The organism is Aquimarina litoralis (assembly GCF_019295435.1).
Taxonomy (GTDB): domain Bacteria; phylum Bacteroidota; class Bacteroidia; order Flavobacteriales; family Flavobacteriaceae; genus Aquimarina; species Aquimarina litoralis_A.
This window is the reverse complement of record NZ_WEKL01000029.1, coordinates 15788-41435: the sequence shown is the minus strand read 5'-3', so window position 1 is coordinate 41435 and position 25648 is coordinate 15788. Positions and strand designations below refer to the sequence as shown.

21 protein-coding genes are annotated in these 25648 nt (G+C 32.2%); 10 read left to right on the top strand and 11 right to left on the bottom strand.

Annotated elements, in window-relative coordinates:
- Positions 1 to 28: 28 nt before the first annotated feature.
- From GBO31_RS15495 to GBO31_RS15480, 4 genes are all read right to left on the bottom strand, one after another.
- Positions 29 to 763, bottom strand: coding sequence for a hypothetical protein (locus GBO31_RS15495; RefSeq protein ID WP_219009273.1), 735 nt, complete (start codon positions 761 to 763; stop codon positions 29 to 31).
- 526 nt (positions 764 to 1289) lie between these two features.
- Positions 1290 to 1679: a hypothetical protein gene (locus GBO31_RS15490; protein WP_219009272.1), complete on the bottom strand. Its 390-nt coding sequence runs from the start codon at positions 1677 to 1679 to the stop codon at positions 1290 to 1292.
- A gap of 388 nt (positions 1680 to 2067) precedes the next feature.
- Positions 2068 to 2979, bottom strand: a complete 912-nt coding sequence (locus GBO31_RS15485; protein ID WP_219009271.1) for an IS3 family transposase — start codon at positions 2977 to 2979, stop codon at positions 2068 to 2070.
- Positions 2980 to 2987: 8 nt separating this feature from the next.
- Positions 2988 to 3347 carry a hypothetical protein gene (locus tag GBO31_RS15480; protein ID WP_219009270.1) on the bottom strand — a complete coding sequence of 120 codons (360 nt, stop codon included), beginning with the start codon at positions 3345 to 3347 and terminating at the stop codon, positions 2988 to 2990.
- Positions 3348 to 4010: 663 nt separating this feature from the next.
- On the opposite strand from GBO31_RS15480, the gene GBO31_RS27045 reads away from it, so the two are divergent.
- Positions 4011 to 4388 carry a DUF3592 domain-containing protein gene (locus tag GBO31_RS27045; protein WP_246615890.1) on the top strand — a complete coding sequence of 126 codons (378 nt, stop codon included), beginning with the start codon at positions 4011 to 4013 and terminating at the stop codon, positions 4386 to 4388.
- A 508-nt stretch (positions 4389 to 4896) separates the two neighbouring features.
- Positions 4897 to 5175: a GIY-YIG nuclease family protein gene (locus GBO31_RS15470; protein WP_246615889.1), complete on the top strand. Its 279-nt coding sequence runs from the start codon at positions 4897 to 4899 to the stop codon at positions 5173 to 5175.
- Positions 5176 to 5468: 293 nt separating this feature from the next.
- Here GBO31_RS15470 and GBO31_RS15465 read toward each other — a convergent pair whose 3' ends face one another.
- Together GBO31_RS15465 and GBO31_RS15460 are read right to left on the bottom strand one after the other, a co-directional pair.
- The gene (locus GBO31_RS15465; protein WP_219009268.1) at positions 5469 to 6548 is read right to left on the bottom strand and encodes an adenylate/guanylate cyclase domain-containing protein; all 1080 of its coding nucleotides are present in this window, start codon (positions 6546 to 6548) and stop codon (positions 5469 to 5471) included.
- 162 nt (positions 6549 to 6710) lie between these two features.
- Positions 6711 to 7796, bottom strand: a complete 1086-nt coding sequence (locus GBO31_RS15460) for an adenylate/guanylate cyclase domain-containing protein (RefSeq protein ID WP_219009267.1) — start codon at positions 7794 to 7796, stop codon at positions 6711 to 6713.
- A gap of 244 nt (positions 7797 to 8040) precedes the next feature.
- On the opposite strand from GBO31_RS15460, the gene GBO31_RS15455 reads away from it, so the two are divergent.
- The 4 genes from GBO31_RS15455 (at position 8041) to GBO31_RS15440 (ending at position 14388) form a co-directional block, all read left to right on the top strand.
- Complete coding sequence (locus GBO31_RS15455) at positions 8041 to 9480, top strand: glycosyltransferase (protein ID WP_219009266.1); 1440 nt, start codon at positions 8041 to 8043, stop codon at positions 9478 to 9480.
- 335 nt (positions 9481 to 9815) lie between these two features.
- Entirely contained in the window at positions 9816 to 12365 is a 2550-nt protein-coding gene (locus tag GBO31_RS15450) for a toxin-antitoxin system YwqK family antitoxin (RefSeq protein ID WP_219009265.1), read from the top strand.
- A 131-nt stretch (positions 12366 to 12496) separates the two neighbouring features.
- Positions 12497 to 13546: a tetratricopeptide repeat protein gene (locus GBO31_RS15445; protein ID WP_219009264.1), complete on the top strand. Its 1050-nt coding sequence runs from the start codon at positions 12497 to 12499 to the stop codon at positions 13544 to 13546.
- Positions 13547 to 13650: 104 nt separating this feature from the next.
- Entirely contained in the window at positions 13651 to 14388 is a 738-nt protein-coding gene (locus GBO31_RS15440) for a YARHG domain-containing protein (protein WP_219009263.1), read from the top strand.
- Positions 14389 to 14486: 98 nt separating this feature from the next.
- Here the strand turns inward: GBO31_RS15440 and GBO31_RS15435 are convergent, their stop codons facing one another.
- Positions 14487 to 15203: a LytR/AlgR family response regulator transcription factor gene (locus GBO31_RS15435; protein WP_219009262.1), complete on the bottom strand. Its 717-nt coding sequence runs from the start codon at positions 15201 to 15203 to the stop codon at positions 14487 to 14489.
- A gap of 18 nt (positions 15204 to 15221) precedes the next feature.
- Complete coding sequence (locus GBO31_RS15430; RefSeq protein WP_219009261.1) at positions 15222 to 16262, bottom strand: sensor histidine kinase; 1041 nt, start codon at positions 16260 to 16262, stop codon at positions 15222 to 15224.
- A 207-nt stretch (positions 16263 to 16469) separates the two neighbouring features.
- Between GBO31_RS15430 and GBO31_RS15425 the strand changes: the two genes are divergently transcribed.
- Positions 16470 to 17339 (top strand): DUF5694 domain-containing protein, encoded by an 870-nt coding sequence (locus tag GBO31_RS15425; protein ID WP_246615888.1) that lies wholly within the window; start codon positions 16470 to 16472, stop codon positions 17337 to 17339.
- A 72-nt stretch (positions 17340 to 17411) separates the two neighbouring features.
- Here GBO31_RS15425 and GBO31_RS15420 read toward each other — a convergent pair whose 3' ends face one another.
- The gene (locus GBO31_RS15420; protein WP_219009260.1) at positions 17412 to 17927 is read right to left on the bottom strand and encodes a hypothetical protein; all 516 of its coding nucleotides are present in this window, start codon (positions 17925 to 17927) and stop codon (positions 17412 to 17414) included.
- 307 nt (positions 17928 to 18234) lie between these two features.
- Between GBO31_RS15420 and GBO31_RS15415 the strand changes: the two genes are divergently transcribed.
- Together GBO31_RS15415 and GBO31_RS15410 are read left to right on the top strand one after the other, a co-directional pair.
- Positions 18235 to 19821, top strand: a complete 1587-nt coding sequence (locus GBO31_RS15415) for a phytoene desaturase family protein (protein WP_219009259.1) — start codon at positions 18235 to 18237, stop codon at positions 19819 to 19821.
- A gap of 181 nt (positions 19822 to 20002) precedes the next feature.
- The gene (locus GBO31_RS15410) at positions 20003 to 20485 is read left to right on the top strand and encodes a hypothetical protein (protein ID WP_219009258.1); all 483 of its coding nucleotides are present in this window, start codon (positions 20003 to 20005) and stop codon (positions 20483 to 20485) included.
- An 8-nt stretch (positions 20486 to 20493) separates the two neighbouring features.
- Here GBO31_RS15410 and GBO31_RS15405 read toward each other — a convergent pair whose 3' ends face one another.
- Both GBO31_RS15405 and GBO31_RS15400 read right to left on the bottom strand, forming a co-directional pair.
- On the bottom strand, positions 20494 to 21219 hold the full coding sequence (locus GBO31_RS15405; protein WP_219009257.1) for a LytR/AlgR family response regulator transcription factor: 726 nt from the start codon (positions 21217 to 21219) through the stop codon (positions 20494 to 20496).
- 8 nt (positions 21220 to 21227) lie between these two features.
- Positions 21228 to 21914: a sensor histidine kinase gene (locus tag GBO31_RS15400; RefSeq protein ID WP_219009256.1), complete on the bottom strand. Its 687-nt coding sequence runs from the start codon at positions 21912 to 21914 to the stop codon at positions 21228 to 21230.
- A 799-nt stretch (positions 21915 to 22713) separates the two neighbouring features.
- On the opposite strand from GBO31_RS15400, the gene GBO31_RS15395 reads away from it, so the two are divergent.
- Entirely contained in the window at positions 22714 to 25647 is a 2934-nt protein-coding gene (locus GBO31_RS15395) for a SusC/RagA family TonB-linked outer membrane protein (protein ID WP_219009255.1), read from the top strand.
- The last annotated feature ends 1 nt before the right edge of the window (position 25648 follow it).

Below are 25648 nucleotides of genomic sequence, written 5' to 3'. Positions count from 1 at the left end.
TAAGTCAATTCATCTACTGGATAGACTTTTAAAGTTTAAAATAATTTATTTTTTCTCTTGCTTTTTCTGCATTTTTATAGGTATTCTTAGGACATTTATCATTTTCATCTACAATATCAAATAAGGATACTCTTCTTTTTTCGTTTTCTCCCCAACAGAAATAAGATAATCGATAACCGAATAGGGCAGTATCTGCAAAATCTATGGTTTTATAGGTATTTCCATTTTTTACCAATGCTAATTCGTATTGTTTGTAGTTTTTATTTACTAAAAACACAGCCTCAGCTTTTTGTATATCTGAAAGGATTTGTTGATTTACTGCCATAGATACAGAAGCAATAATCTCTGCATCTTTTTGTCTCTTTAAATAGCTAATTGTTTGTTGGTTATGATCCTGCTCTAATTCTGAGATGAGACCAACCCAATCGATGATTTCTAATTTTATAAACTGAGGTTTCTTTTCTAAAGAATCAACGTATTTGATTTGTTGTTTGTTTTGTGAAGACCTTTGTAGATATGCTTTGAAGGTAGTATTATCAAAATGAACAGAAGTAACTCCTACGCGAATGTTTTGTTTATAGTTAGGTATTGTTGTTACTTGAAAATCGGTGTTACGCATTTGATTTTCGTGAATTCCAATCACTCCCAAAGCTACTGGTGTAGTGGTAGCTGTATGCATAGCAGATTTATTTACAGAAATGCTTCTACAACTAACAATACTTACGGCACTAATTACTATAACAATTAACTTTTTATACTTCATAAATTATGTTTTGTATCTACCACAAAATGAGCCGCCAAAGATAATAGAAGCTTATAAATTATACTAAAAAGCAATCGATTATTGTGATGGTTTTCCTCTTACAAATGGTTTCCTACTATATAGTGTCATGAACCACAAAAATGTTACCACCAAAAAAGGTATTTTTTTATTGATTTTTAATGTTAGGTATCTGGTTTCTGGTGTTTGGTGTCGGATATCCGAGGACTGAGGTGTCACATTGAGCTTGTCGAAATGTTCTCGAAGTGCGGTTAAGTTGAATGTCGGATGAGAGGTATTGGGAGTTAGGTTTTAGGTGTTGGGTGTTGTATGTCCGAGGACTGAGGTGTTACATTGAGCTTGTCGAAATGTTCTCGAAGTCCGGTTAAGTTGAATGTCTGGTGTCAGGTGTCTGAGGGTTTTCAATTTCATTTTTCTGCTTGTAACTTCAGTATTCCGTTCACTAACTCCTTTCTTCCTTTTGTAGTCAGGTATCGGATTTTAGGCTTCTGGTTTAGGTTGTGAGGTGCTAGAAAGCTTTATCAGGATATAAATGAGATCCTATAAGATTTACAAGTTCATCATTTTTATAATATTTTCTTTGATATCTTATGATAGGACCATTAGCTTTTGAAAAAATTATATGAAAATATGTTTCTCGGTTCTTCGCACAAGCTACCTCAATAAAGCCTTTATTATTTCTGACTTCTACATTTATACCTTTATTATGGTTGTTTAGAAGATTACAAATATTAGTTAAGCTTTCTTTATCTTTTAAGTAAATTGAATTTATACCATTAACAGTCTTAATTGTTTTGTTTGTTAGAATTAATTCATCACAATTATTTTGATTACAATTATTGTTTTCCGTATTACAGGAACTTAGTATTATAAAAAAAGATAATATAAAATATCTCATATTAAAACTAATTTTAATAAGCGTTATCGGGAATGTGTCTTTGATTTTATTGTTTGAACTTTTTTTCTCGAATACTCCTCGAAGTTACAAACTTCGAGGAGTATCATGGTAATGATTTCTTAAAAAATTAACAATTGATAGGTTGTTTAGGGTACCTAAAGGGTACCCTCTCCCTACCTCAGAGGTACCCCCTAAGTATCTCTGAGGTAAGTAGTACGAAGCTTTGAAGTTGGTGTCACTATGCTTTTTGCTAGGTTGTTCTTAGCTTTGGGGTACCCTATCCGAGGATTAGAGGTACCCTTATCATAGTTTATAGTGTGTCGTCCTAAAAAAAGTTTACATATTTTATATTAATCCTAAAATAACTTTACACATATTTTTAATCCTATTATTGGTTTACAATGACAGGACTTTTTAGGTAATAATTTTTCCATAATTTTTCAGTTTTTATGTTGTTTTGATGTACTTGATCTGGAGTTAGGTTTCCAATACTCATATGTGGTCTTTCATTATTATATAAATTAATAACTATATCTATTGTTTCTTTTGCATCTTCGAAATGTTCTATTTGATAGTGATTAAGGTATTCATCTTTAATAATTCCATTAACTCTTTCTGCGATTGCATTTTCTAGAGGATCTCCATTTTCAGTCATACTAATATTGATATTAGTATTTTGTAATAACTTTACATATTCATTACTACAATATTGTGTTCCTCTATCGGAGTGATGTATTAATTTGGATTTGAGACTATTATTTTCATGTATGCTTCCTATAGCCATTTGTAGTGCTTTAATAGTCTCTGAAGTTTGTAAATTATCTGCTAAATGATATCCTACTATTTTTCTAGAATATGCGTCTGTAATCAAACTAATATAAACAAAACCTGATTTGATTTTCCAATAGGTAATATCACTTACCCATAATTGATTAGGTTTGCTAGCAATAAACTCTCTGATAAGATTTGGGTATTTTTTAAACCTATGAAAAGAGTTTGTAGTTATTGTTTGTTTCTTTTTACGCCTAACTAAAAGATTGTTGGCAGATAAAATATCAAATAATCGATCTCTACCTATTTTTATTTGATGTTCCATAAGAAATGGCTGTAAAAGTTCATAGAGTTTTCTGCCTCCCATATGACGATGATTTTTTCGTATCCTATGAACTTCAGATACAATTAAATCTTCTTCAAAAGAAAGTTGTTCTCGATACCAAAAATATTGATAATATGCTTGACGAGTAACACCAAGTAATCGGCAGATTCTGCCTAAACTTATCTTTGGATACGTGTTTTTCATCTCTTGGATTACTTGGTATTGGACTTTTTTATGATCTTGATTTTAAGCTCTTGTTCAGCAATCTCAATCATCTTTTTATAAGCTTTAGCCAATAAGTTAGCTTCCTGCAATTCTTTCTCTAATTGAGAGCGAGATTTATCCGGATTAGATGGTTTTGGTTCTTCAGCTGCCATACCACAGGAAGATACTAATTTAGGAGTTAAATAACCATATTTCTTTAGCCATTTGGAAATCGTAGTTTTACCACCAATATCATATCTCTTCCTAAGAGAAGTCAGAGAATAATTCCCAGTCATGAATTCCTTGCAAATAAATAGCTTGAAATCTTCGCTGTATCTAATCTTTGTTGTCTTTAAATATCTATCCATTTTTACACTTTTTGTGTAAACCTATTTCAGGACAAGACACCTCGGAGCTTCGTTAGGGGTACCTCAAATAGTGGTATGGGGTACCCCAAAGCTAGCAACCGCCTACCAAAAAGCATAGTGAAACGAACCTTGGAGCATAGTGGCACTTACCTCAAACCTTCGTACTACCTAGTTCAGAAGGTACCCCTAGGTACCTCGAAGGTGGGTGGAGGGTACCTTATAGGGTACCCCCATACGATTAAAAAGTGTTAATTTTTTAACGGATTCGCTGGTTGGCTTAGCTCAAATCTTGTTTTTATAAAGACGTTCTAAAGTTAAGATGGGTTATTTTGAGATGTATTCGAGTTTTGTTAGTAGTATTTCGAGTCATCGGGAATGAATATCAAATAATGACGGCAGTTTGCATGATCCTCATTTTATTGGATTATATGTTAACCGGTGTTAAAAAATAAAATGTGTTTTTTAGTAATTTTTTATTAAATCCCTGTTTAGCAGCTGTTTACTTCTATGGTAATAAACCGTATCTTTGTATAGGTAATGGTTGTTTAGTTGCATGTGCTTGTTTACTACTAATTCAATCATTGTATGCACCGAATCATGAAGGGAAAACGAAACCTTGCAAAAATGCACGGATTATATGTATATGCCCTAGACTAAGAATTTATGACCATTTATATGACGATCATAGTAGCCCTGTTGTTATCGTACACTTTGTATGTAGGATATTTATTTTTTGTTTTTAAATATCAGTCGGTTACTGTAAATGCTATCGTTGTATTGAGTCAAGCTGATAAAGTCTTGAAAGGTGGCAAAAAGGCTATTAAAATAGGGTTGTCTTATACTATTGATGGAAAAAATTACTCGGAAGTGAAAACTACCAGTGATATTGACAATGTAAAGATTGGTAGTAGCGTGCCTCTACAAGTGTTAAAAAACAATCCCCAGAAATGTACGATTCACTCTGATCAGGTACGTTTGCAAAGAGTGATCATTGCACTGGCACTACTCATCATAGCCGCTGTTGCGTCTTATTTTTTATAATTGAAATAGAAGATTTCGAGAAATAACTTAGGTCTGCCGGGCTTCGAGGCGTGTCCGCCTAAGGAGGGATCTCGGTCTTCAGATTTATTCGAACCCTGAGGTGTCACACTGAGCTTGTCGAAGTGCTACTCGAAGGGTGATGTTGTTGAGTTCTATGATATTTTCTGAGCTTGTCATGCGGGCTTCGAGAGCCTCAGCCCTCGTGTATATTCGAACCCTGAGGTCGCTCGAAGGGTGAGGACCTCGTAATTTATCGAAGGGTGAGGCTCTCGAACCCTGAATTATGTATTCTTTATTTAGTTTAGAACTAAGCTTCGTGTTAGCTCTCCCTATAGCTATCGATAGTCGAAGTACAGCCCTTGGATGTTATAAAAGGGTGAGGCTCTCGAACCCTTAGGTTACTCGAAAAGTAGTCTAATTACTCCTAATGAATGAAGCAGGGTAACACAATTTCTTTTCAAAACATATAATGATAGAACATTTAGTTAAGTAATAAATGAAGGGTTATATGTATATACTTGAGTGTAATGATGGGAGTTATTATACTGGAAGTACAAAATGTTTAGAGAAAAGATTAGAAGAACATCAAAATGGTCAAGGAGCAAATCATACTAAAAAACGACTTCCTGTAAAGTTGATATACTATGAAGAGTATGATAGAATTGATACTGCGTTCTATAGAGAAAAGCAAGTACAAGGCTGGAATAGAGCTAAAAAAGAAGCTTTAATAAGAGGAGAGCTTGATACATTACCTGGATTATCTATGGCATATAGAGATAAATTCTAGTCTTTATTGGTTGCGGCACCGGGCTTCGAGAACCTCAGTCCTCGTGCATATTCGAACCCTAAGGTCCTTGAAGGGTGATATTATTGAGTCTAATGATACTATTTTAGCTTGCCGGGCTTCGAGAGCCTCAGCCCTCGTGCATATTCGAACCCTGAGATGTCACATTGAGCTTGTCTAAGTGTTACTCGAAGGGTGATCAAATTATACCAATCACCCCCTAAAACAAAAAAACCGAAGCCTACAACAAATCGTAAGCCTCGGCTTGCTTGGATCCTCCCCAGAACCCTCGCAATCTAAACCCTCGCTATAGTATGGATGTTTACCTCTTGTTGCTTACCCTTTAGCAACACACTTCCTATAAACTGACACGTAAGATTTGCACTGATCTTAAGATCTTGAATTACCTTTTCAGATATCAATAAAGGAACTTGATAAGCATTGCACTGCCCTTGGATACGTGCAGATGTATTGATGACATCTCCATGATATGCAATTTCCTTTTTGATCAATCCTACTTCGGTAACCATTAATTTTCCTCCATGTAATCCTGCTTTAAATTCAGGAACTACTCCATATTTTTTGAGATAATATGCTGATTTATGTTGTTTTCGTTGCTGAAAAGCAAAGAATAGATTGACGCAGTTATTATCTGCTAATCCTTTTTTATAAGGCCAACTCAATACCACTTCATCTCCAACATACTGATAGATTTCTGCATTATGTCTGGGGACTACCTTGTTTAGATCATAAAAACAATCTTGTATCAACTGGCTGTACTTGAAATGTCCTAGTTTTTCAGCAATTGTGGTGGAGTCCTTTAGATCTAGAAACATAAAAATACGTTTCTCTTCTTGTGGATTTTTATACTTTCCTAAAAGCATCTTGATAAAAACTCCCTTACCAAATTTTTCATTAGCAATTTTCAAGAAAGAAAAGACAAGAGATCCTATAATGATAAACAATAAGAAGGTCCAAAAGGATTTATCTGATATCCACCAATCATTATATTTTTGATGTTCTATAGTTGAGATTCCAGCATATATATCTTTTATGTTGGTAAATACTATGAGTGTGACTAAGAAGTGAAAGAATGTTCTAAATATGATATCATTAGTAAGTGATACTTTACTAGAAATGGTATCGAATATAAAATCTATTGCCGCATACAATAATCCAATAAGAATACCAATATTAATGAACTTAATGGTGTAATGAATTACTCCAAAAGTTCCTTCATATTTTTTGATAATAGTAAGTCCTTCTTCTTCTTCAATTCCATAAAATCTGAATATAGCGTATAATACCATTGCAATAGACCAATAAAGTACGGATTGCGAACTATACTGCAAATGTTGTTTTAGTGTACGATTCATAATTATTTCAGATTTAATGAGTCATAAATTTTGTAATCATCAATGACCCTGTTTCTGTACCTAAAACATATGGATAGAAATACACCCTACTTTTTTCCTACAGAAAAATGTAAGAATTGTTGGTTTTTGAATGTAAGTGTTTGATTTTGAGTAATAAAAAAATTAAAAAACTTTTTTTATCGTATGGATATTTACCTCATGTTGTTTCCCTTTGAGCAGTACACTTCCTAAGAATTTGGTAGTTAATGAAGTTGTAAAACTCATATCTTTCAATAGATCTTCAGAAATCAAAAGTTTTACCTTATGATTATTACATTCTGCTTGAATTCTGGCAGAAGTATTAATTACATCCCCATGATAGGCGATTTCTTTTTTAATGACACCCACTTCGGTAACCATTAAAACGCCTCCATGCAATCCAGCTTTAAACTCTGGAATGATACCATACTTCTTTTTGTAGTAATCTGCTTTTTGTTGTTTCCTTTGTTGAAAGGCAAAAAATAAATTGACACAGTTATTATTGGCCAATCCTTTTTTATAAGGCCAGCTTAAGACTGCTTCATCGCCAACATACTGATAGATTTCAGCTTCATGCTTAGGAACTACCGTATTGAGATCATAAAAACAATCTTGTATGAATTGACTGTATTTAAAATGTCCAAGCTGCTCTGCAATGGTAGTCGAATCTTTAAGATCCAAGAACATAAAAATGCGTTTCTCTTCTTGTGGATTTTTATATTTTCCAAAAAGCATTTTAATAAATACACCTCTTCCAAACTTTTCGGCAGCAATTGTAATAAAAGAAAATACAAAAGACAACATCACCATATAAAGAATTGTAGCCCAAAAAGATTTGTTACTTCTCCACCAACCAGTATCCGTATTGAGTTTGAGATTATAAAGCTCAGAAAAAATATCCATAATAATGGTAAATATGATGACTGTAGTTATGAAATAGAGCAGCGTTTGGATGATAATATTGTAGACTAATGAAATCCTATTAGAACTGTATTTATCAAAGAACATATCTATGGTTGCATACACGATACCCAAAAGTGCTCCTATACTGCTAAATCCCATTAATGCTCTTAATGTTCCTTGAGGACCACTATATTCGGGAATCACCGTAAAACCTTCTTCTTCATCAATTCCATAATACCTAAAGATTGAGAACAATCCCATAGCTATTGCCCAGAAGAGTACAGATTGCCATAAGAGGCGTAGGTATTTTTTTAGTCGTCGTTTCATTTGTTAGATATCACAAAAATAACAAAACATTCTGATGTTAGTTGAATGAATTGGTATTTGTAATACTTGTAGAAAACTTTCATTTTTTTACCCTCAGAACTGTGGAATTATTGTGGTGCAAATACACAGTTGTGTAAAAAATACACACTTTTATTTTTTGGCATATTCTTTAAAACCTTGTATTTCAAGGAACTTTGCAAATGGTATCAATTTTGGTTTGCTAGTGTGGAAATAAAAAAACACTATGGAAATATCAAGATCGATAGGAATAACGGAAACACCAATAATAGAGGATTCATTAGGGAATCGTTTGAAGTATAAAATTCAGAATGCTTCGTCTTCTTTTATCTTGTTAGTTACGTTTTTAATATTATTCGGATCAGCATCTTTATTGTATTTTTTACAACCTTATTTTGAAGAAATTCATTTACAAAGAATGAACACTGCATGGGGAATTACGTTGATGATTTCTGGAGTAACATTATTGTTGATCAAAGTAAGTTTCTTAGTGTATATTTTGTTTTTATATCTCCGTTATAAAACAATTGCCACGGTATCTGATAAAGAATTACCGCTATGTACAGTGATTGTGCCAGCATACAATGAAGGCGAATTGGTGTATAAAACATTACATAGTCTTGCAGAAAGCGATTATCCGATCGAGAAATTACAAATCATATCTATAGATGATGGTAGCCAGGATGACACTTGGCAATGGATGCAACAAGCTAAAAAGGAATTAGGAAATCGGGTTTCTATCTATCAACAACCAGAGAATAGAGGGAAAAGACATGCGCTGTACAGAGGATTTAATCTAGGAATGGGAGATGTATTTATCACGGTAGATAGTGATTCTATTGTTAAAAAAGATACATTACGTACAATGGCTTCTCCTTTTGTAGTAAATGAGGAATGTGGAGCAGTAGCTGGTAATGTGCGCGTTTTAAATAGAGATAAAGCGCTAATTCCAAGAATGCTAAATGTAAGTTTTGCTTTTAGTTTTGAATTTATACGCTCTGCTCAGAGTGCTATCGGATCCGTATTATGTACACCTGGTGCCTTATCAGCATATCGAAGAGAAGCAGTTATGAACTGTCGCGCAGCATGGATTACGCAAACCTTTTTAGGACAAGTATCTAAAATTGGGGAAGATCGTGCTATGACCAATATGATATTGAAACAAGGATATAAAGTGTTTTTTCAGAAGAACGCATATGTATATACGAATACACCAGAGCGCTATAAAAATCTATACAAAATGTTTATCAGATGGGAGCGCAGTAATATTAGAGAAAATATTGCTATGAGTAAATTCGCTTTTGGAAATTTTAGAGAAGGCACTAAGACAGGAACCAGAATACTATTGATGAATCAGTGGCTTAAAATGGTGATGGCATATCCTGCAACATTATTAATGTTATATTTCATTTTTACCTATCCCATACTATTTATTAGCTCAACGATGATGAGTATTCTAGTATTTTCTAGTATTCAAGCTTTCTTTTATGCTAAAAAACATAGTGCTTCAGAATCGTTATGGGCGTATCCTTATAGTTTATTCTATGCATTTACCTTATTCTGGATTACTCCTTATGCAATTGCTACTGCAGGAAGAAGCGGATGGCTTACAAGAGATTTAACCAAAAAAGAATTAAAGAAACAGCAATCAGTTTCTGTTTCTTAACATAAAATCAATTACCCATTTATTTCAATTAACCAATCATTTTATTTCTGCAATGGGTCTGAGTGTTTTTTCCAATAGGCAATCAGACCCGCGGAGATAAGCTTACATTACTGAGAAACATTTACAATAACTCCAAACTCAACTACACTCTTTTTTTGCTTATCAATTTACTACTGATAACCAACCTACCTAAAAGCTCCTCTTTCCCCAAATTAGAGGAGCTTTTGCTATTGTAATTCTCTTTTTTCAGGGATCTAATTATCATTGTTTTCAGGGATAGTCATTACAATCTTGATGCATAATTTTACGAAAATATGTTTATGCAAAGTATTGTTATGAAAACTTCCTTACTCAAGAAATCTATTTTGCTTTTCTTTTTGATGTCTAACTGTTTGTTATATAGAGCTATTGCTCAAAAAGATACCATCTGGTATGATAAAAACTGGAAGTTGATAGGTAAAGAAAATGCTTCTTTTTTTCGTCCTCCAGCTATTAAAAAAGATTCTCTTTACCTCATTAAAGATTATTATATAGATGGTACTTTACAAATGGAAGGTCTATCTAGAAGCAATGATGAAGAATCTATTTGGGAAGGTGAAGTGACTTGGTATACCGAAACTGGAAAAATTTCACAAATTGTTTCATACAAAGATGGTTTTTTTGATGGGGATATGATTACATATTATAAAGATCAAAAACTTGTAGCCAACTATAAAAACGGAAAGCTAATTTCTGGAAAGAATAATTTTGTTTTCTCGGGTATACAGCAATATACAGAAATAAAAGATAGTATTATTCGAGAGGTTACTTACAATAAAGATTTAAAGGGAATTAGATATGAAAGTATAAAAAAAATAACAGATACCTATCCAAAAGAAATCGAAGTTAAATACTATGGAAATAGTGGAGAGTATTTAGGAGCTTTATCAACTGATGATAAAGGTAAGTATAAGGGCATTTCGGTTATATATTATCAAAATCCACTTCGCGTAAAACAGATTAGAGATTATGCTTATAAAAACGGAATAGTAACAGCTTTTTATTATCCTAATGGGGTAGTTCGGGAACAAGTAGATGTTAAGAAAAAGAATAATATCGAGTATTTTGATCGAAACGGAAAATTTCTACATGCCGTAAAATTTGAAAGCTCTAATAAGTCATGGGATTTAAAAGATGGAACAAAAGTTAAGTTCTACTCGAATGATATTGAAGATAAGGTGCATCTGATCGAATATATTGAGAAGTTAGATGCAAATGGTAAAATTATATTCAAACAATATTTTTATGAGAACCAAAAACCTAAGTCAAAGATATATCATGAGAATAATATAAAAAAGGAGATCATTAATTATGATGAAAGCGGCAAAGAAACCAGTCGATTGCAATACAAAGGATATCAACCTTATGAAGGGATTTTTAAACAAAAAAATAGAGAACTTGTCTATAAAGAAGGTGTTATAATTAAAGAAACTGAATTCTATCCACAGTCAAATAATAAGTTCAGTGTTTTTGAAAATGGTATCATCACTTATTTTGATAAAAAAGATAATTTAATCGGAGAGGTTATATCTAGTTCTAAAGACTTTTTAAATCCGGAAAAGGGTACAGGATTCTCTATTGATTATAAAGGTAGAATAATAAGTAAGGTACAATATGTAAATAATAAAGCTACTTATGAGAAAAAGTTCAAGTATTTTGATAAAGACTCCAGCAAAGTTGGGATAGAAGAACGATATCATGACGGGTATTACCTAGTGAAACAGATATATTATTATCATAATGTTCAGAAAAAACGTTCTGTATTGTCTTATCGTAATGGGAATAAAGACAAAGTGATTTTTTATGATCGAAAAGGGAACGAGACAGGCAGATATGATTACAATCTTAAGAGTGGTACTTTACTTACATATTTCTATGACACAGACATAATTCGTAAGTATAAAGAAGAGGATAATGGCACCATTGTACGTAGTAAAAAATATGATAAGAAACATAATCCCAATGCATTTAATAACTACGAATATGTTCTAATAGAGGACATTGATGTTAATAACAAAGCTACCTATTATACAGAAAATGGAGATATTGTGGCAGAACTTTTATTTAAAAATAAGAAACCATTTAGCGGAACAGCTTATGATCATAAAACACTGAAGTATTATGCTTTTGCAAATGGAGAAAAAAACGGACTTTATAAGAGATTACAGAATAATGGAATGATTCTGGAAAAAGGAAATTATGTGAACGATGTAAAGGAAGGAGCTTTTGTTTCATTTGATTACAGTGGAAACAAAATAAAAGTAAGTAATTACAAGAATGATATGCTTGAAGGTACTTCTACCTATTATGATAGAAATGGAAAAGCTATTAGTAGTTTAACATATTCAAAAGACATCCCTGTAGAAGGTAAGGAAATAAAAGGAGATGAAGAGATCTTTTATAAAAATGGAAATATTTCGAAAATTATTAAAACTAATAATGATGGTATAACTGAAACTTCCTATAACACAGAAAAAAGTCAAAATGTTGTTATTTATGATTCTCAAAGAAAACTAAAAAAATATGAGTATACATTACTAAACTATAGATTGAACGGAAAGGTTATTAAGTATAATAAAGAAGGGAAAATAATGTATACATCGATATTTGAAAAAGGTGTAATGAAATCTGGAGAAATCCTAATTAAGGAAAATTCCTATAAATTGGATGCATTCGAAAAGATTTGGATTAAGATGAACAATGGTACACTACAAATGAAATGTTTTAGAAGTGATAATGAAATTATGCTCGAGCTAACGGAAAAAGCGAATGAATATGGAATCTACAAAAACACGTTTAACTTAGGATTAAATATAGATTATATTGTACCTAATATGTTTTTTTGACATTCCTAAAATGGTAAATAAGATACTTTAATATAATAGTGAGGTTACATAATAAGGCTTTAAAATGATTGAATTCTAATTTTTGATGCAAATGTTTATATGCTACTTACACTGAAAAATAAAAATATCAAATGAAAATACACATACTATGGGGAATCTTAATGATATCCTTAATAACCAATGCACAGGTAAAAGATTGTCATCAATTTAAAGAAGGTTTTTTCAAGATTGACCATCCAAAATATGGACTTTCTGTAATGCATAGGTCTGGGGATAAACAAATTGAATATGGAGCATTAACAGGAGTGAAAATAGAGTTAACGGTCGATTGGTCTGAGAAATGTGTATACACGCTCGCGCTAAATAAAATTTTGGAAAACCCTAATAAGGATCTTATTGAAAAATTTACATTAAATGTAGAGATTCTTGAAATTTCTGAAGATGGATACAGACAACGAAGTTCCATKGTCAATAGTGATCTTGCTCTGGAAAGTGAAGTGAAAAAGATTTCGGAGAAAGAGTTTAACGATATTATGAATGGTGTTACCTCCTTAGAAAATTTAGATTCTTTTAGAGAACAATTCGGGAAAGACATTTGTGATTGTTTTTCAAAGGCTGATATAACAAAAGAAGTAAAAAAGGATTTTTTTGTAAGCTGTTTTACAGAACAAGTAAAACATTATAAAGACGATATTGATAAGATGGTTTTGCATAGCGCTGTGGATAGTTTAGATGCATATACTCAAGGGTATTCAATGGGACAAGAATTAATGTATGATATGCAAAAACAATTAATTCACCAATGTGATCCGTATTATAAGTATCTGGAAGCAATGCGTGAGAAGGGAATGCAGTCAGTAAGAGATAAAGAAACGGAAGAAGTAGTGATTGATTCACTAAGTCAATTGATAAAGACTACTAATAATCTTGATTTTCTTTGGGAACGTGGGACCAGATATTTTGCATTTAATGAACTAGAAAAAGCAGAGAAAGATTTTCGAGATTGTATCCAGGAAAAACCAGATGATTTTAAGGCTAAGTTTTTTCTTGCTTGGGTATTAGAAACTAAAGGAGCTTATGAAGAGTCCATAAAATTGTACGAAGAAGTATATCAATCTACACAACAACCACAGTTTACTATGTTTTTAGAAATAGCAAAGCGAAAATCTAAAGAGGAATAGAAAACTTAGCTTTGTAATAAGAATACTGAAAATGAATAAGATAGTGAGTGACGTTCTACTACAAATAGTATATTTGTGGTACTAACTAACCAATCTCTTTTCTTATGAAGAATACCATACTTCTATTTCTTTTATTCTTCTCTTTGTTGCTACAAGCACAATTAGAAGATTGTTCAGCTTGTGATACACAAAAATATACTAAAAAGGATTTTGCAAAGAAAAGTCTATATGACCTTCAATTACTACGCAATGAAATTTTCGCTCGACATCAGTATATTTTTAAAGACGAACGTTTATTAGAACATTTTCAGGATTATTCTTGGTATCAACCAGATTATAACAATCCGCCAGAAATAACATTGAATGATATAGAGAATGCGAATATAGCACTTATTAAAAGTGCTGAATCGAATATTAAAAGCAAGAGGAAACGATTGATTTCTGAACTAAAGGAATTGAAAAGAGTATTAACAGTAAACGATACGATCACCATTAATTTATTCTTGGATAATGGGCTTAGAGATGAAGTGAATCCAGAAGTAGCACTTAATGAATTGAAATCCATTTTTTCTAAAATAAACCTAAAAGATGTTAACTGGTATCGTAATGAGGCATTGTATAAAGTTTCTACTGATAATGGTTTTTCAATTATCGAAACTTCCTTAAGAATCGATGGAAGTGAAGTTATTTTAGGCAGAGGAGATGTGACTCATTCTGAAATTATGAAAGAACCTTTTAAATATGGTAGTAATTACTATTCTGAAAATGAGTATAGTTCTTTCTGGATTTTTAAGTTTGATGGTCAGCAATTACGACTGGAAAGGCATGAAGTAGCTGGATAGTGTTATTTAGTTAAGCATTCTGATTGTCAGCCTGAGCTTGTCGAAGACTTATAACAACTCGATTTTCAATTCATAATTATATGATTTTCTATTTCTAGCTACAATTGATGCTTCCCTATAGTGTCGAAAAATGACTTTCGATAGGTGTTTCCAATAGGTAATTCTTTATCTTGAATCCATACAGCATCATTACTGATTTTATCGATATGCTGAATAGAAATAATATATGATTTATGGATTTGAATGAATTGTACTATTGGTAKGGTTTCTTTAAAATGTTTTAAGGTATTATAGGTAATGATTTGTTGATCTTTCAGATGAATAGCAATATAGTTTTTTAAGCTTTCTACATAGATAATATCCTTTAAAAATACCTTAGCGTACTTGTTTTTTCCATCCGTTTTGAAAAAGAAAAACTCATCTGAATTTTGATGCTTTGTTTCGGCTTCAGAAAGGGTATTCCCTTTAATTTTTGAAACAGCTTTATAAAAACGATCAAAAGCTATAGGTTTCAGTAAGTAATCCAGAGCTGCTACTTCATAACTATCTAAAGCAAATTGCGGATAAGCAGTTGTAAAAATAATTTTCGTGCTAGCATTGATGATTTTAGATAACTGAATACCTGTGATTTCTGGCATTTGAATATCTAGAAATACTAGATYAATCGGTTCTTGTTCAAGGTAATTTAACCCTTCTAATGGATTTGTAAATGTATTTTTTACTGCTAAGAATGATACTTTAGCACAATACTTCTCTAACAATCGAATTGCTGCAGGTTCATCGTCTATTAATACACAAGTAAATCTTTTTTCCATGGATAGAAATTAGTTGAATTAGAACCTAAGTTCTAAAAAGGCTTCAAATTGATTGTCTCTGTTTGTATGCTCTAAAATAAAATTATCCTGATATAAAACCTCCAATCGCTGTTTAATATTTTCTGTACCTATACCAGTTTCGGTATGTTGCTCAGAAGTATTGATATAATTCTCTGTTCTTAATATTAAGCTGCCTTCCTGAATGTTTAGTCTAATCGAGGCAGGTCTTTTTACATCATTAATAATACCATGTTTACACACATTTTCTACGAAATGAATTAACATCAAAGACGGAATTTTTTGAAGATGTACCATACCGTCAATATGTAGCGATACATGAAAATTATCCTCATATCTACGTTTAAAGAAATACAAATAGTCTTCAATAAAAGTAATTTCTTTACTTAAGAAAGTCACATCTTCATTGGTTTCATAAGTAACATATCGTAGTAATTCGGATAGTTTTAGTATGTCATTGGCAGTTTCAGGTTTATCATCATATAACTCTTCATAAAAGTTGTTTAAAGTGTTAAATAGGAAATGAGGACTTATTTGAGATTTTAAAGCAGAAAGTTTCGCTCTTTCATGAGCTATATTTAGATGATGTATTTGTTCTTTGTTTTCACTGTACCTAAAAAACAAACAAATAGCTGTACTTACTAGACAGGCCCTTAGTGTATAATAAAAAGAATCGAGAGAATAGGTTGTAATCAATTGTGAAACAGGTACATCAAAATGGTAATTATGAATTCCAGTAATATGATATAACACAACCTCTTCCAATAAAAATCGTAAACCTCCAAATAGTAGAATCATACCAATAAATGATAAGCTGTATAGGAGATACTTCTTTTTAAATAGAAACCTTGGAACATTATATAAATAGTTCACAGCATATACCGAAAGTAATGCGATGATAAAGGCAGTTTTAAATAGGAAAAATGGAGGATTTGTAGAAAAAATATCTCGATTAGAAATAATATAATCCCCTAAAAGATCCACTAAAAAAATAATGGTGATAATAATACCATTATATAAAAACTCTTTTCTCGTGTCCATGGCTCAAAAGTAAGGTGAAAATACTTTTGTTTTTATTAGATATGACCAACTATCATTTTTATAAAACCAATAATACTTTTTGTACAACATATATATACGTTTTATCATATACCGTGTTCACTGAATAATACTACTGTTTGGTGTAAAATCTATATCTGATCTTTGGATACGATATATTATTGTTGTGAATTTTAAAAATTACATACCATGAAACATCGTCTATTATTATGTATCGCTATAAGTATTGGGTTATTAGCAAACAAAACAAATGCCCAACAAGTATCTGAACATAACCAAGAATATCTAAAACCCTATGCTAGTTATTATCCAAAGCAAAAAACAAAAATTCTGGTTGTAGGGACTTTTCATTTCTCATACCCAGGTTTGGACTATACCAAAACCAAAGAAGAAGATAAAATTGATGTACTAAAAGAACCGAAAAAATCTGAGGTAGCAGAGTTGGTTGCTTATATCAAGAAATTTAAACCTACTAAGGTAGCTATTGAAGCTAAGGAAGATTGGGGAATGGATAAGATGTATGAAGAGTATAAAAAAGGAAAACATAGAGATAAAAGAAATGAAAGCTACCAATTAGGAATGCGCATTGCCAATGATTTGAATTTAGATAAGATTCACTCTATTGATGCTACTACCTTTAGTACAGATCTGGAAAAGAAATATCCTAAAATGATGAAAGAGCTTAGTAAAGGTTATGATTTTCAATCAGATGATCCTTATAATAAAATGGTAGAAAAGTCTTTTAATGCCTCGACCGTTTTGCCGGCAAAAGTGAAAATCCTAGACTACATAAAATATATGAATACAGTAGAAGGGCACTGGAATAATTACGGAGCATACTTTGTAGGTGATTTCAAATTGGATAATAACAGAGGCGCAGATTTTTTATCAATTTGGTGGTACAATAGAAATTTAAGAATGTTTCGAAAAATTCAAGAAATAGAACATACCGATGAGGATAGGATATTGGTAATTGTCGGTAACGGGCATGCTTCTGTATTAAGGCATATGATTGAGTATTCTCCTGAATATGAATTCGTAGAATTTAGTAGCTTATAGATTTTAAACATCAATCAAAAAATGAAAAGCAGGTCTTGAGACCTGCTTTTTTTGTGGTAATGAAATTACCAGTTATCTATAAACGGAGTATTGAATCACGCAAGAGTTGTTTTGTCTGTCATTGCATTCCCAGTATATGATATCTGCATCTACAAATGCAGCACCACCAGATCCTACAATTTGAGATACTTGAGCTTGTAAATCATCCTGATAGTGATCTAGATTGATATCGCTATCTCCATCCACATAATATACCATACTTCTATAGTACGTATTTACAGCACCAGATGGAGGCCAGTTTCTGGTATAACTTGTACATTCACGTACATATCTTTCGAATTCGGAAGAAGCATTATCAGAACATCCTTCGTCTCCGCTTAATGTACAATTCGCTTTTTCAATAAATTCTGGTATTTCGTTTAACTCTTCTGCAGAAGCAGTTCTTTGTTCTTCTGTACCTACAAGGTCAAAAATAGCTGTTCTGTCTACAGATTCTGTAGGTTGGTTTAAATCTGTATCATCGCTACATGAAATGATAAGTAAGGATACGAATAATGTTCCCAAAATGGATTTGAAAGTTGATTTCATTGTTATGAATTTAAGGTTAAAAGTTGAAATAAAAGTAACCATTGAACTGCTAAGAGAGAGGCTATTATTTTTTAAGAAAATGTGAATATTTTATGTTTTAAAAAGGGGAAATTTCAACTTTTTGTAATACAAAAATAAAATGTAGATAACATAAGAAGTAGTAGCCCCTATAAACACTAATAATTTTATAAATAGAGCACTTTAATTCTGTATAAATAAATTGATAAAGAGCATTTTAAATATTCGAAAGTAAAGATCCAGAGATTCTTCTTAGATTTGGTAAGCAACTTATAACCTTATATAATTTATGATACAATCCTATAAACAACGTCCTGTTTTAGAAGAAAAATATGATGCTATTATCATCGGATCAGGAATGGGAAGCCTGACTGTTGGAGCTATTTTAGCAAAAGAAGGAAAGAAAGTACTTATTCTGGAACGTCATTATACTGCAGGAGGGTTTACACATATTTTTAAACGTAAAGGATACGAATGGGATGTAGGAATACATTATATAGGAGGAGTACAACAAGAAAAGAGTCCCATACGTAAGCTATTTGATTATGTTTCAAATCATCAACTCAAGTGGGCTGATATGGGTGAAGTATATGATCGGATTATTATTGGAGATGATTCTTATGATTTTGTAAAGGGAGTGGAGAATTTTAGAAATAAGATGGTATCCTATTTTCCTGAAGAAGAAAGAGCTATTGATACCTATATAGATCTTGTCTTTAAGGCTAATAAGGCGATGGGTGCTTTCTATAAAGAAAAAGCTTTGCCTTCTTTTATTAGGTTTTTGATAGGTGGTTTTCTGAAAAGACCTTATTGGAAGTATTCTGATCAAACTACCTACGGAGTATTACAGAAACTAACCAAGAATCAACAATTGATTAAGGTATTAACTGCTCAATATGGAGATTATGGTTTGCCTCCTAAGCAAAGTAGTTTTGCAATGCATGCATCAGTAGCACGACACTATTTTGGTGGTGGTAATTTTCCAATTGGCGGATCATCAAAAATTGTAGACACTATCGATCCAGTAATAGAAGCTTCTTTAGGAACCATTTTGACCAATGCAGAAGTAGCCGAAGTAATAGTAGAAAATACTAGAGCCAAAGGGGTTAAAATGATTGATGGTAAGGAGTTTTATGCGGATACCATTATTAGTGGAGCAGGTGTATTTAATACTTTTCAAAAATTACTTCCAGATACGGTAATTAAAGAACATAAGTTATTAGACAACTTACAAAAAGTAACACCATCTGTATCTCATGCTTGTTTATATATGGGTTTTAAATATAGCCCTGAAGATCTTGAACTGCCTAAAACGAATTTTTGGATATATCCGGAAGATGTCGATCATGATACATGTGTAGATAGGTATTTAAAGGATCAAAACGCTCCTTTCCCTGTGGTATATGTATCATTTCCTTCGGCTAAGGACCCAGATTGGTCTAATAGGTACCCAAATCGTAGCACCATTGATATCATTACTTTGGTTCCCTATGAATCTGTATCGCAATGGAAAGATACCCGATGGATGAAAAGAGGAGATGCCTATGAAGCTTGGAAAGAAAATATTTCGCAACGCTTAATGAAGGAACTTTTTAAGCAATTACCTCACTTAGAAGGTAAAGTAGATCATTATGAGCTTTCCACACCATTAAGCACAGAACACTTTGTGAATTATGAGAAAGGTGAAATATATGGAATTGATCATACACCAGAACGTTTCCGACAAAAGTTTTTACAACCTAGAACACCTATTAAAGGATTGTATCTTACAGGACAAGATATAGTTACTGCAGGAGTTGGCGGAGCCCTATTTGCAGGTGTTGTTACCGCATCTGCGGCTACAGGAATTAATTTTAAAAATAAGATTTTTGGGTAACAATTTGGTTAGTTTTGATACTTACATGAAGAATCATTATTGACTCATAAATTATTTGATGTTTTTGTTCTCTAAAATAATACGATATACCTTATGTAAGTTCTCTTGCTATACTATTTTCTTACTATTTATTGCAGGTTGCAATGGTTTACTTAGCGAACATAGTGATAAAAAAGCTTTAGTGAGTTGTTTAGATAAAGGCATAGAAATTTCAGATCTTATTGCATCTTCTAATACAGAAAAATTAAAAAAAGTTTTTGTAGATGGTTATCAAATGGAGTATTTGTTTGAGGTTTTGGATGACGAAATAATGAAGTATGAAAATTATGAATTGAATCAACCAAATATTTTTTATAATCCTTTTAAAAATCAATATATCTATACCATCTATGCAAGTAAATGGATAGACAACGGAACGGATTGGGGATTAGGAGATTATTTATTCGTTTTTCAGATTGCTTTTGTTTTTGATGATGCTACTCAGAAGGTTTCTGTAGAGAATTATAGGGTTTTAAAAGATCATGTTGGATTTAAAACATGGTGGTTTTCATTTATGCGCTCTTATTCTGAGAATTCTTGCAGACGAAATTTATGGGCCGATAGTTACGGAATTATACCACCACCGCCACCACCTCCAGTAACTGAGGATTGGCTTCAGAACTAAAAAGCAACTTAGAAATAACCTAACACTTCTTTTACCGTCTCTTTATATTTTCTGCCTACCGGAACTTTATTTCCTTTTAATTCTATTTCTGTTGGAGAAAAAGCATCAATATGATCTACAGAAATAAGAAATGATCTATGAACTCTCAAGAATTTTTTAGTTGGTAATTCACTAATGATAGATGAAATAGGTCGATGCGCTATGATTTCTTTTGTGGTGGTTTTTACACGTATATAACTCTTAATACTTTCTATATATAAAATATCATCCAGATAGACTTTCTGCATCTTCTTTAATACTTTTAAATAGATATATGGTTTGGGTATTACGTTTGTTATAGGAGTTTCTATATTCGTTTCTGAATTAGGTTTTGATTGTCTGTATACTTTATTTACTGATTTTAAAAACCTTGAAAATTCAATAGGTTTTAAAAGATAATCTATGGCATCCAGATTATAGGCATCTATCGCATGATCTTTATATGCTGTAGTAAAGATTACTGTAGGAGCAGGAGATAGATCCTTAAGAAATTCGATTCCTGTAATCTCAGGCATCTGTATATCCAAGAAGATAAGATCTATTGCTTCTTTATGGAGAACATTAAAAGCCTCATGGGCGCTACTACATTTTGCAATTAAATCAAGATTATCAATTCGCAAAATAAAATTTTCGATAACATCTCTAGCCAAAGGCTCATCATCAACAACTAAACATCTTATTTTTTGATTTTTCATAGGTGAAACTAGATAAGATTTAATTTCAGAATTACTTTATAGTAGGAATCAGTTTCTTCTTTATGAAGCTCATAGTTATCCTTATATAATAGTTCCAGACGTTTTTTTACGTTTACCATACCAACACCAATTTTCTCGCCTTGATCCTTATGGGCATTTATTTTCTTTGTATTGTATACAGACATTGTTAACACATCTTTATCCGCTTTTACGCTTATCTCTATAGATGATTTTTTGTCATTACTAATACCGTGTTTAAAAGCATTTTCTACAAAAGGCATTAAGATAAATGGAGCAATCTCATTGTCCTTATTCATACTCGTTGTAAAATGAATCGTATTCGTATTATTCAATCTTAATTTTTCCAGATCAATATAGTTTCTTAGATACTCTATTTCCTTTGATAAAGAAACTTTAGGAACATTAGCTTCATATAACATATATCTCATTAATCCAGATAACCTGATCAAAGCATCTTCAGCAGCGTCTGATTTTTTAATAATAAGAGAATATAGATTGTTTAACGTATTAAAAAGAAAATGAGGATGTATTTGATTTCTTAATTGGGTTAATTCTGATTTAAATTGTTCTCGTTCTAAGGTTAATGTTCTTTTTTGCTCTCTATTATAGAATCTAACGAAAACAAAAATTATAGGTATAATGGCTGCGCGATTGATATCGAAGATATTACCCATGATTTCTAAAAAATTGAACATCTCATAATTCGTCCATTCATGGAAAAATATTGGTATAGTTAACGCCCACATTGGACGTTGTATGAAGATGGTAACTAAGATAAGCCAGATTAGATAACTAATACCGAAAACTAGTAAGTTCTTTTTAAAGTAAAATTTTGGGATTAAAAAATAAATCGTCCCATATACAAGAAATAGTCTAGCCGGTAGTAATGCTGCTTGTATCAATAAATGAACTTGAAAATTATGATTAGTACTGGACCAAATTAAAACTAATGAAAAGTAAAATCCTAACCAATAGATCAGATGTCTAGGGATTCTATACTTGAGTTGGTTGCTATAAAAAAAATTGGTCATTGGTAATCTTAGAACCGAAAAGTAAGCATAAAATCTCAAAATGTTCCTACGTTTTCTATGTATGTAAACGAATTACAGTTTAGTGTATACCAACGACACATTACTATCTACAAAAATTAGGATACTCTTAAAAAATAATTTTATGGATAAAAAACGCTAATAAGTTGTTTTTCGGCAAGATAACTGGTCGTTTGTTCAAAGAGTTTTATTCCGAAAACGTTTTTGTTTAATATGTGCTCAAATTCAAACAATTAGCACAAAACATCTATGGATTCATGTATAAAAAAGAAGCTTTTAAGAAACAATCTACAATACAATTTTCAATTTCAATATTTCCCAAAACATAACAGGAATTAGACCTAGAACTAGTAAGGCTCAATAACCAACTAATCTATTTCATAACCGAGAGGAATAATTATATCAGATCACAAATAACAAACAAATGAAACCAAAACAAAAACTAGTATTATTTTTAATTACCATTGTATCAATTGGGGTTTATTCCCAAGATATGATTAATGGAGTTATAACCGAAAAGTCTACAGGAAATCCAATACCAGGTGTTAATGTTATCATTAAAGGTACTGCGAATGGCGCTGTCTCTGATTTTGATGGAAATTACATAATAGATGCATCTATAGGTGATGTACTCTTGTTTTCCTATATCGGATTTAAAAACCTAGAAGTAGTCGTTACTACAAGCACTATGAATGTCGCTCTTGAGGAAGATGCCGCTACATTAGATGAGGTAGTGATTATAGGATACGGTACTACTACAGTCAAGGATGCAACCGGCGCTATAGAAAAAGTAACCTCTGAAGAATTTAATCCAGGAGCAATAACTTCTCCTGAACAACTAATAACAGGGAAAACTGCTGGTGTAAATGTAATCCCTCCAGGAGGACAACCAGGACAAGCAGGTACCATTAGTATAAGAGGAGGAAACTCTTCATTATCTGCTAATAATAGTCCTTTGGTGGTAATTGATGGCGTTCCTATTGACCAAGGAACAACCGGAGGAAATGGGGTTTCAGCACTAAATTCAATTAATCCAAATGATATAGAAAGTTTTGTTGTGTTAAAAGATGCTTCTTCTACAGCTATCTATGGTTCTAGAGCATCCGCAGGAGTTATTTTAATTACTACCAAAAGCGGAAAATTAAGTTCTCCTTTTAAAATTCAAGTGAATACGACCGGATCTATTGGGATGGTACAAAGAACAAACGAGGTTTTGAATGCAGAACAGTATAGGGAAGTAGCTGCCAATAGTCAAAATGCATCTTTAATAGTACCACTTCTAGGAAATAGTAATACAGATTGGCAAGATGAAATTTTTCAGGAAGCACTAGGAACAGATACTAATGTTACACTTTCGCAGGGTTTTGGAAGTACATCATATAGAGTATCTGCTGGATATACCACCCAAGAAGGATTGGTAAAAACGTCTAGATTCGAAAGAAGTTCTGCTTCTATTAATTTGTTGCAAAAATTGTTTGATAATAGTTTATCCATAGATCTAAACATTCGTGGAGCACTTACTCAAGATGATTTTGCAAATGGTGGAGCATTAGGATCAGCCTCACTATTTGATCCTACGCAATCGGTGTTTAGTGGCTCAGAAAACTTTGGTGGTTTCTGGGAATGGTTGCAACCAAATGGAGATCCACTACCGTTAGCACCTAGAAATCCTGTGGGATTATTACAACAATTGAATAATACGGCTGAAACAGAAAGAGCATTGGGTAATATCAAATTAGATTACAATGCTCCTTTTTTACCGGGATTGAATGCTAATATTAACTTAGGATTTGATTATAACGAAGTTAATGGAGTCACGGATACTCCTGCTTCTTCTGCTGTAGGGTTCTTTACTCAAGGAACAGTGGGAGATTATGGAAGTATAAGAAGAAGTACATTGATTGATTTCTTTTTAAATTATAAAAAGGATATTGAAAGTATTAGAAGTAGTATAGAGCTCACAGCAGGACATACATTTCAGAAATTTTACAGGAAAAACTTTAACAGCAATACTCCAACCGTCGGTACTCCAGTAGCAAACAGTTTTGAAACGCAAAATGCCATAGAATCATATGTAACTAGGTTGAGATATTCTTATGATAGTAGATATTTACTAACGGTTAGTTATCGATCTGACGGTTCTTCTAGATTTAGCGAGGATAATCGTTGGGGTAATTTTTTTGCCGCTGCCTTGGCCTGGAATATTAGCGAGGAAAGTTTTTTAAAGGATTCTAAAACTATTTCCAATTTAAAACTACGATTAGGTTATGGAGAAACTGGACAACAAGAGATAGGTGTTGACTTTGGCTATCTGCCAGTATATGTCAATGGAGCAGATAATCAGCAATATCAATTAGGAAGCACGTTTTATAACACTGTACGTCCACAAGGTTTTGATGAAAACATTAAATGGGAAGAATCAGAAACTTATAATATCGGTTTAGACTATGGTTTTCTTGATAATAGAATTTCAGGAAGTATTGAATATTTTACCAGAGAAACCAATGATGTTTTAAACCTTATCCCAATTCCTTCAGGAACAAACCTTACTAACCAATTAACTACTAATATTGGAGATTTGGAAAATAGTGGATTTGAATTTACGATAAGCTCGGATCTTGTTAGAAGTACTGATTTTAATTGGAATGTAAGTTTTAATGCCTCATATCTTACCAACAAAATTCTAAAACTAAATATCGTTGATGATCCTTCTTTCATTGGCGTTCCTACAGGGTTTATTACAGGTGGTATAGGAAATACGGTACAAATTCATAGAGTCGGATCACCACAACGTTCATTTTTACTATATAGACAGGTTTATGATACCGACGGAAGACCTATAGAAGGTGTTTATGAAGATATCAATGATGATGGTGTTATTGATTCTGAAGATTTAGCTATTAGAGAAAATCCAGCTGCAGATTATCTTTTCGGATTATCTTCTAGTACTACCTATAAAAACTGGGATCTAAGTTTTACCATGAGAGCAAGTTTAGGCAATTATGTCTATAATAATGTAGCCTCTTCTACAGGAAATGAATTTGGTTTACAGTCATTAGGGTCTAATAGAAATGTCCATGTCTCTATACTAGAAACTGGTTTTAGAAACAATCAATTACTATCAGATTATTATTTAGAAGACGCTTCATTTTTAAAAATGGATAATATCACCCTTGGTTATAATTTCCGAGATATTATTAAAGACGATAAAATCGGTTTACGTCTTCAGTTTACCTTACAAAACGTATTTACTATAACAGGCTATGATGGTATTGATCCTGAAATAGCTGGAGGTATTGATAACAACTTCTTCCCAAGACCAAGAAATATTGTATTTGGAGCAAATATGAACTTTTAAA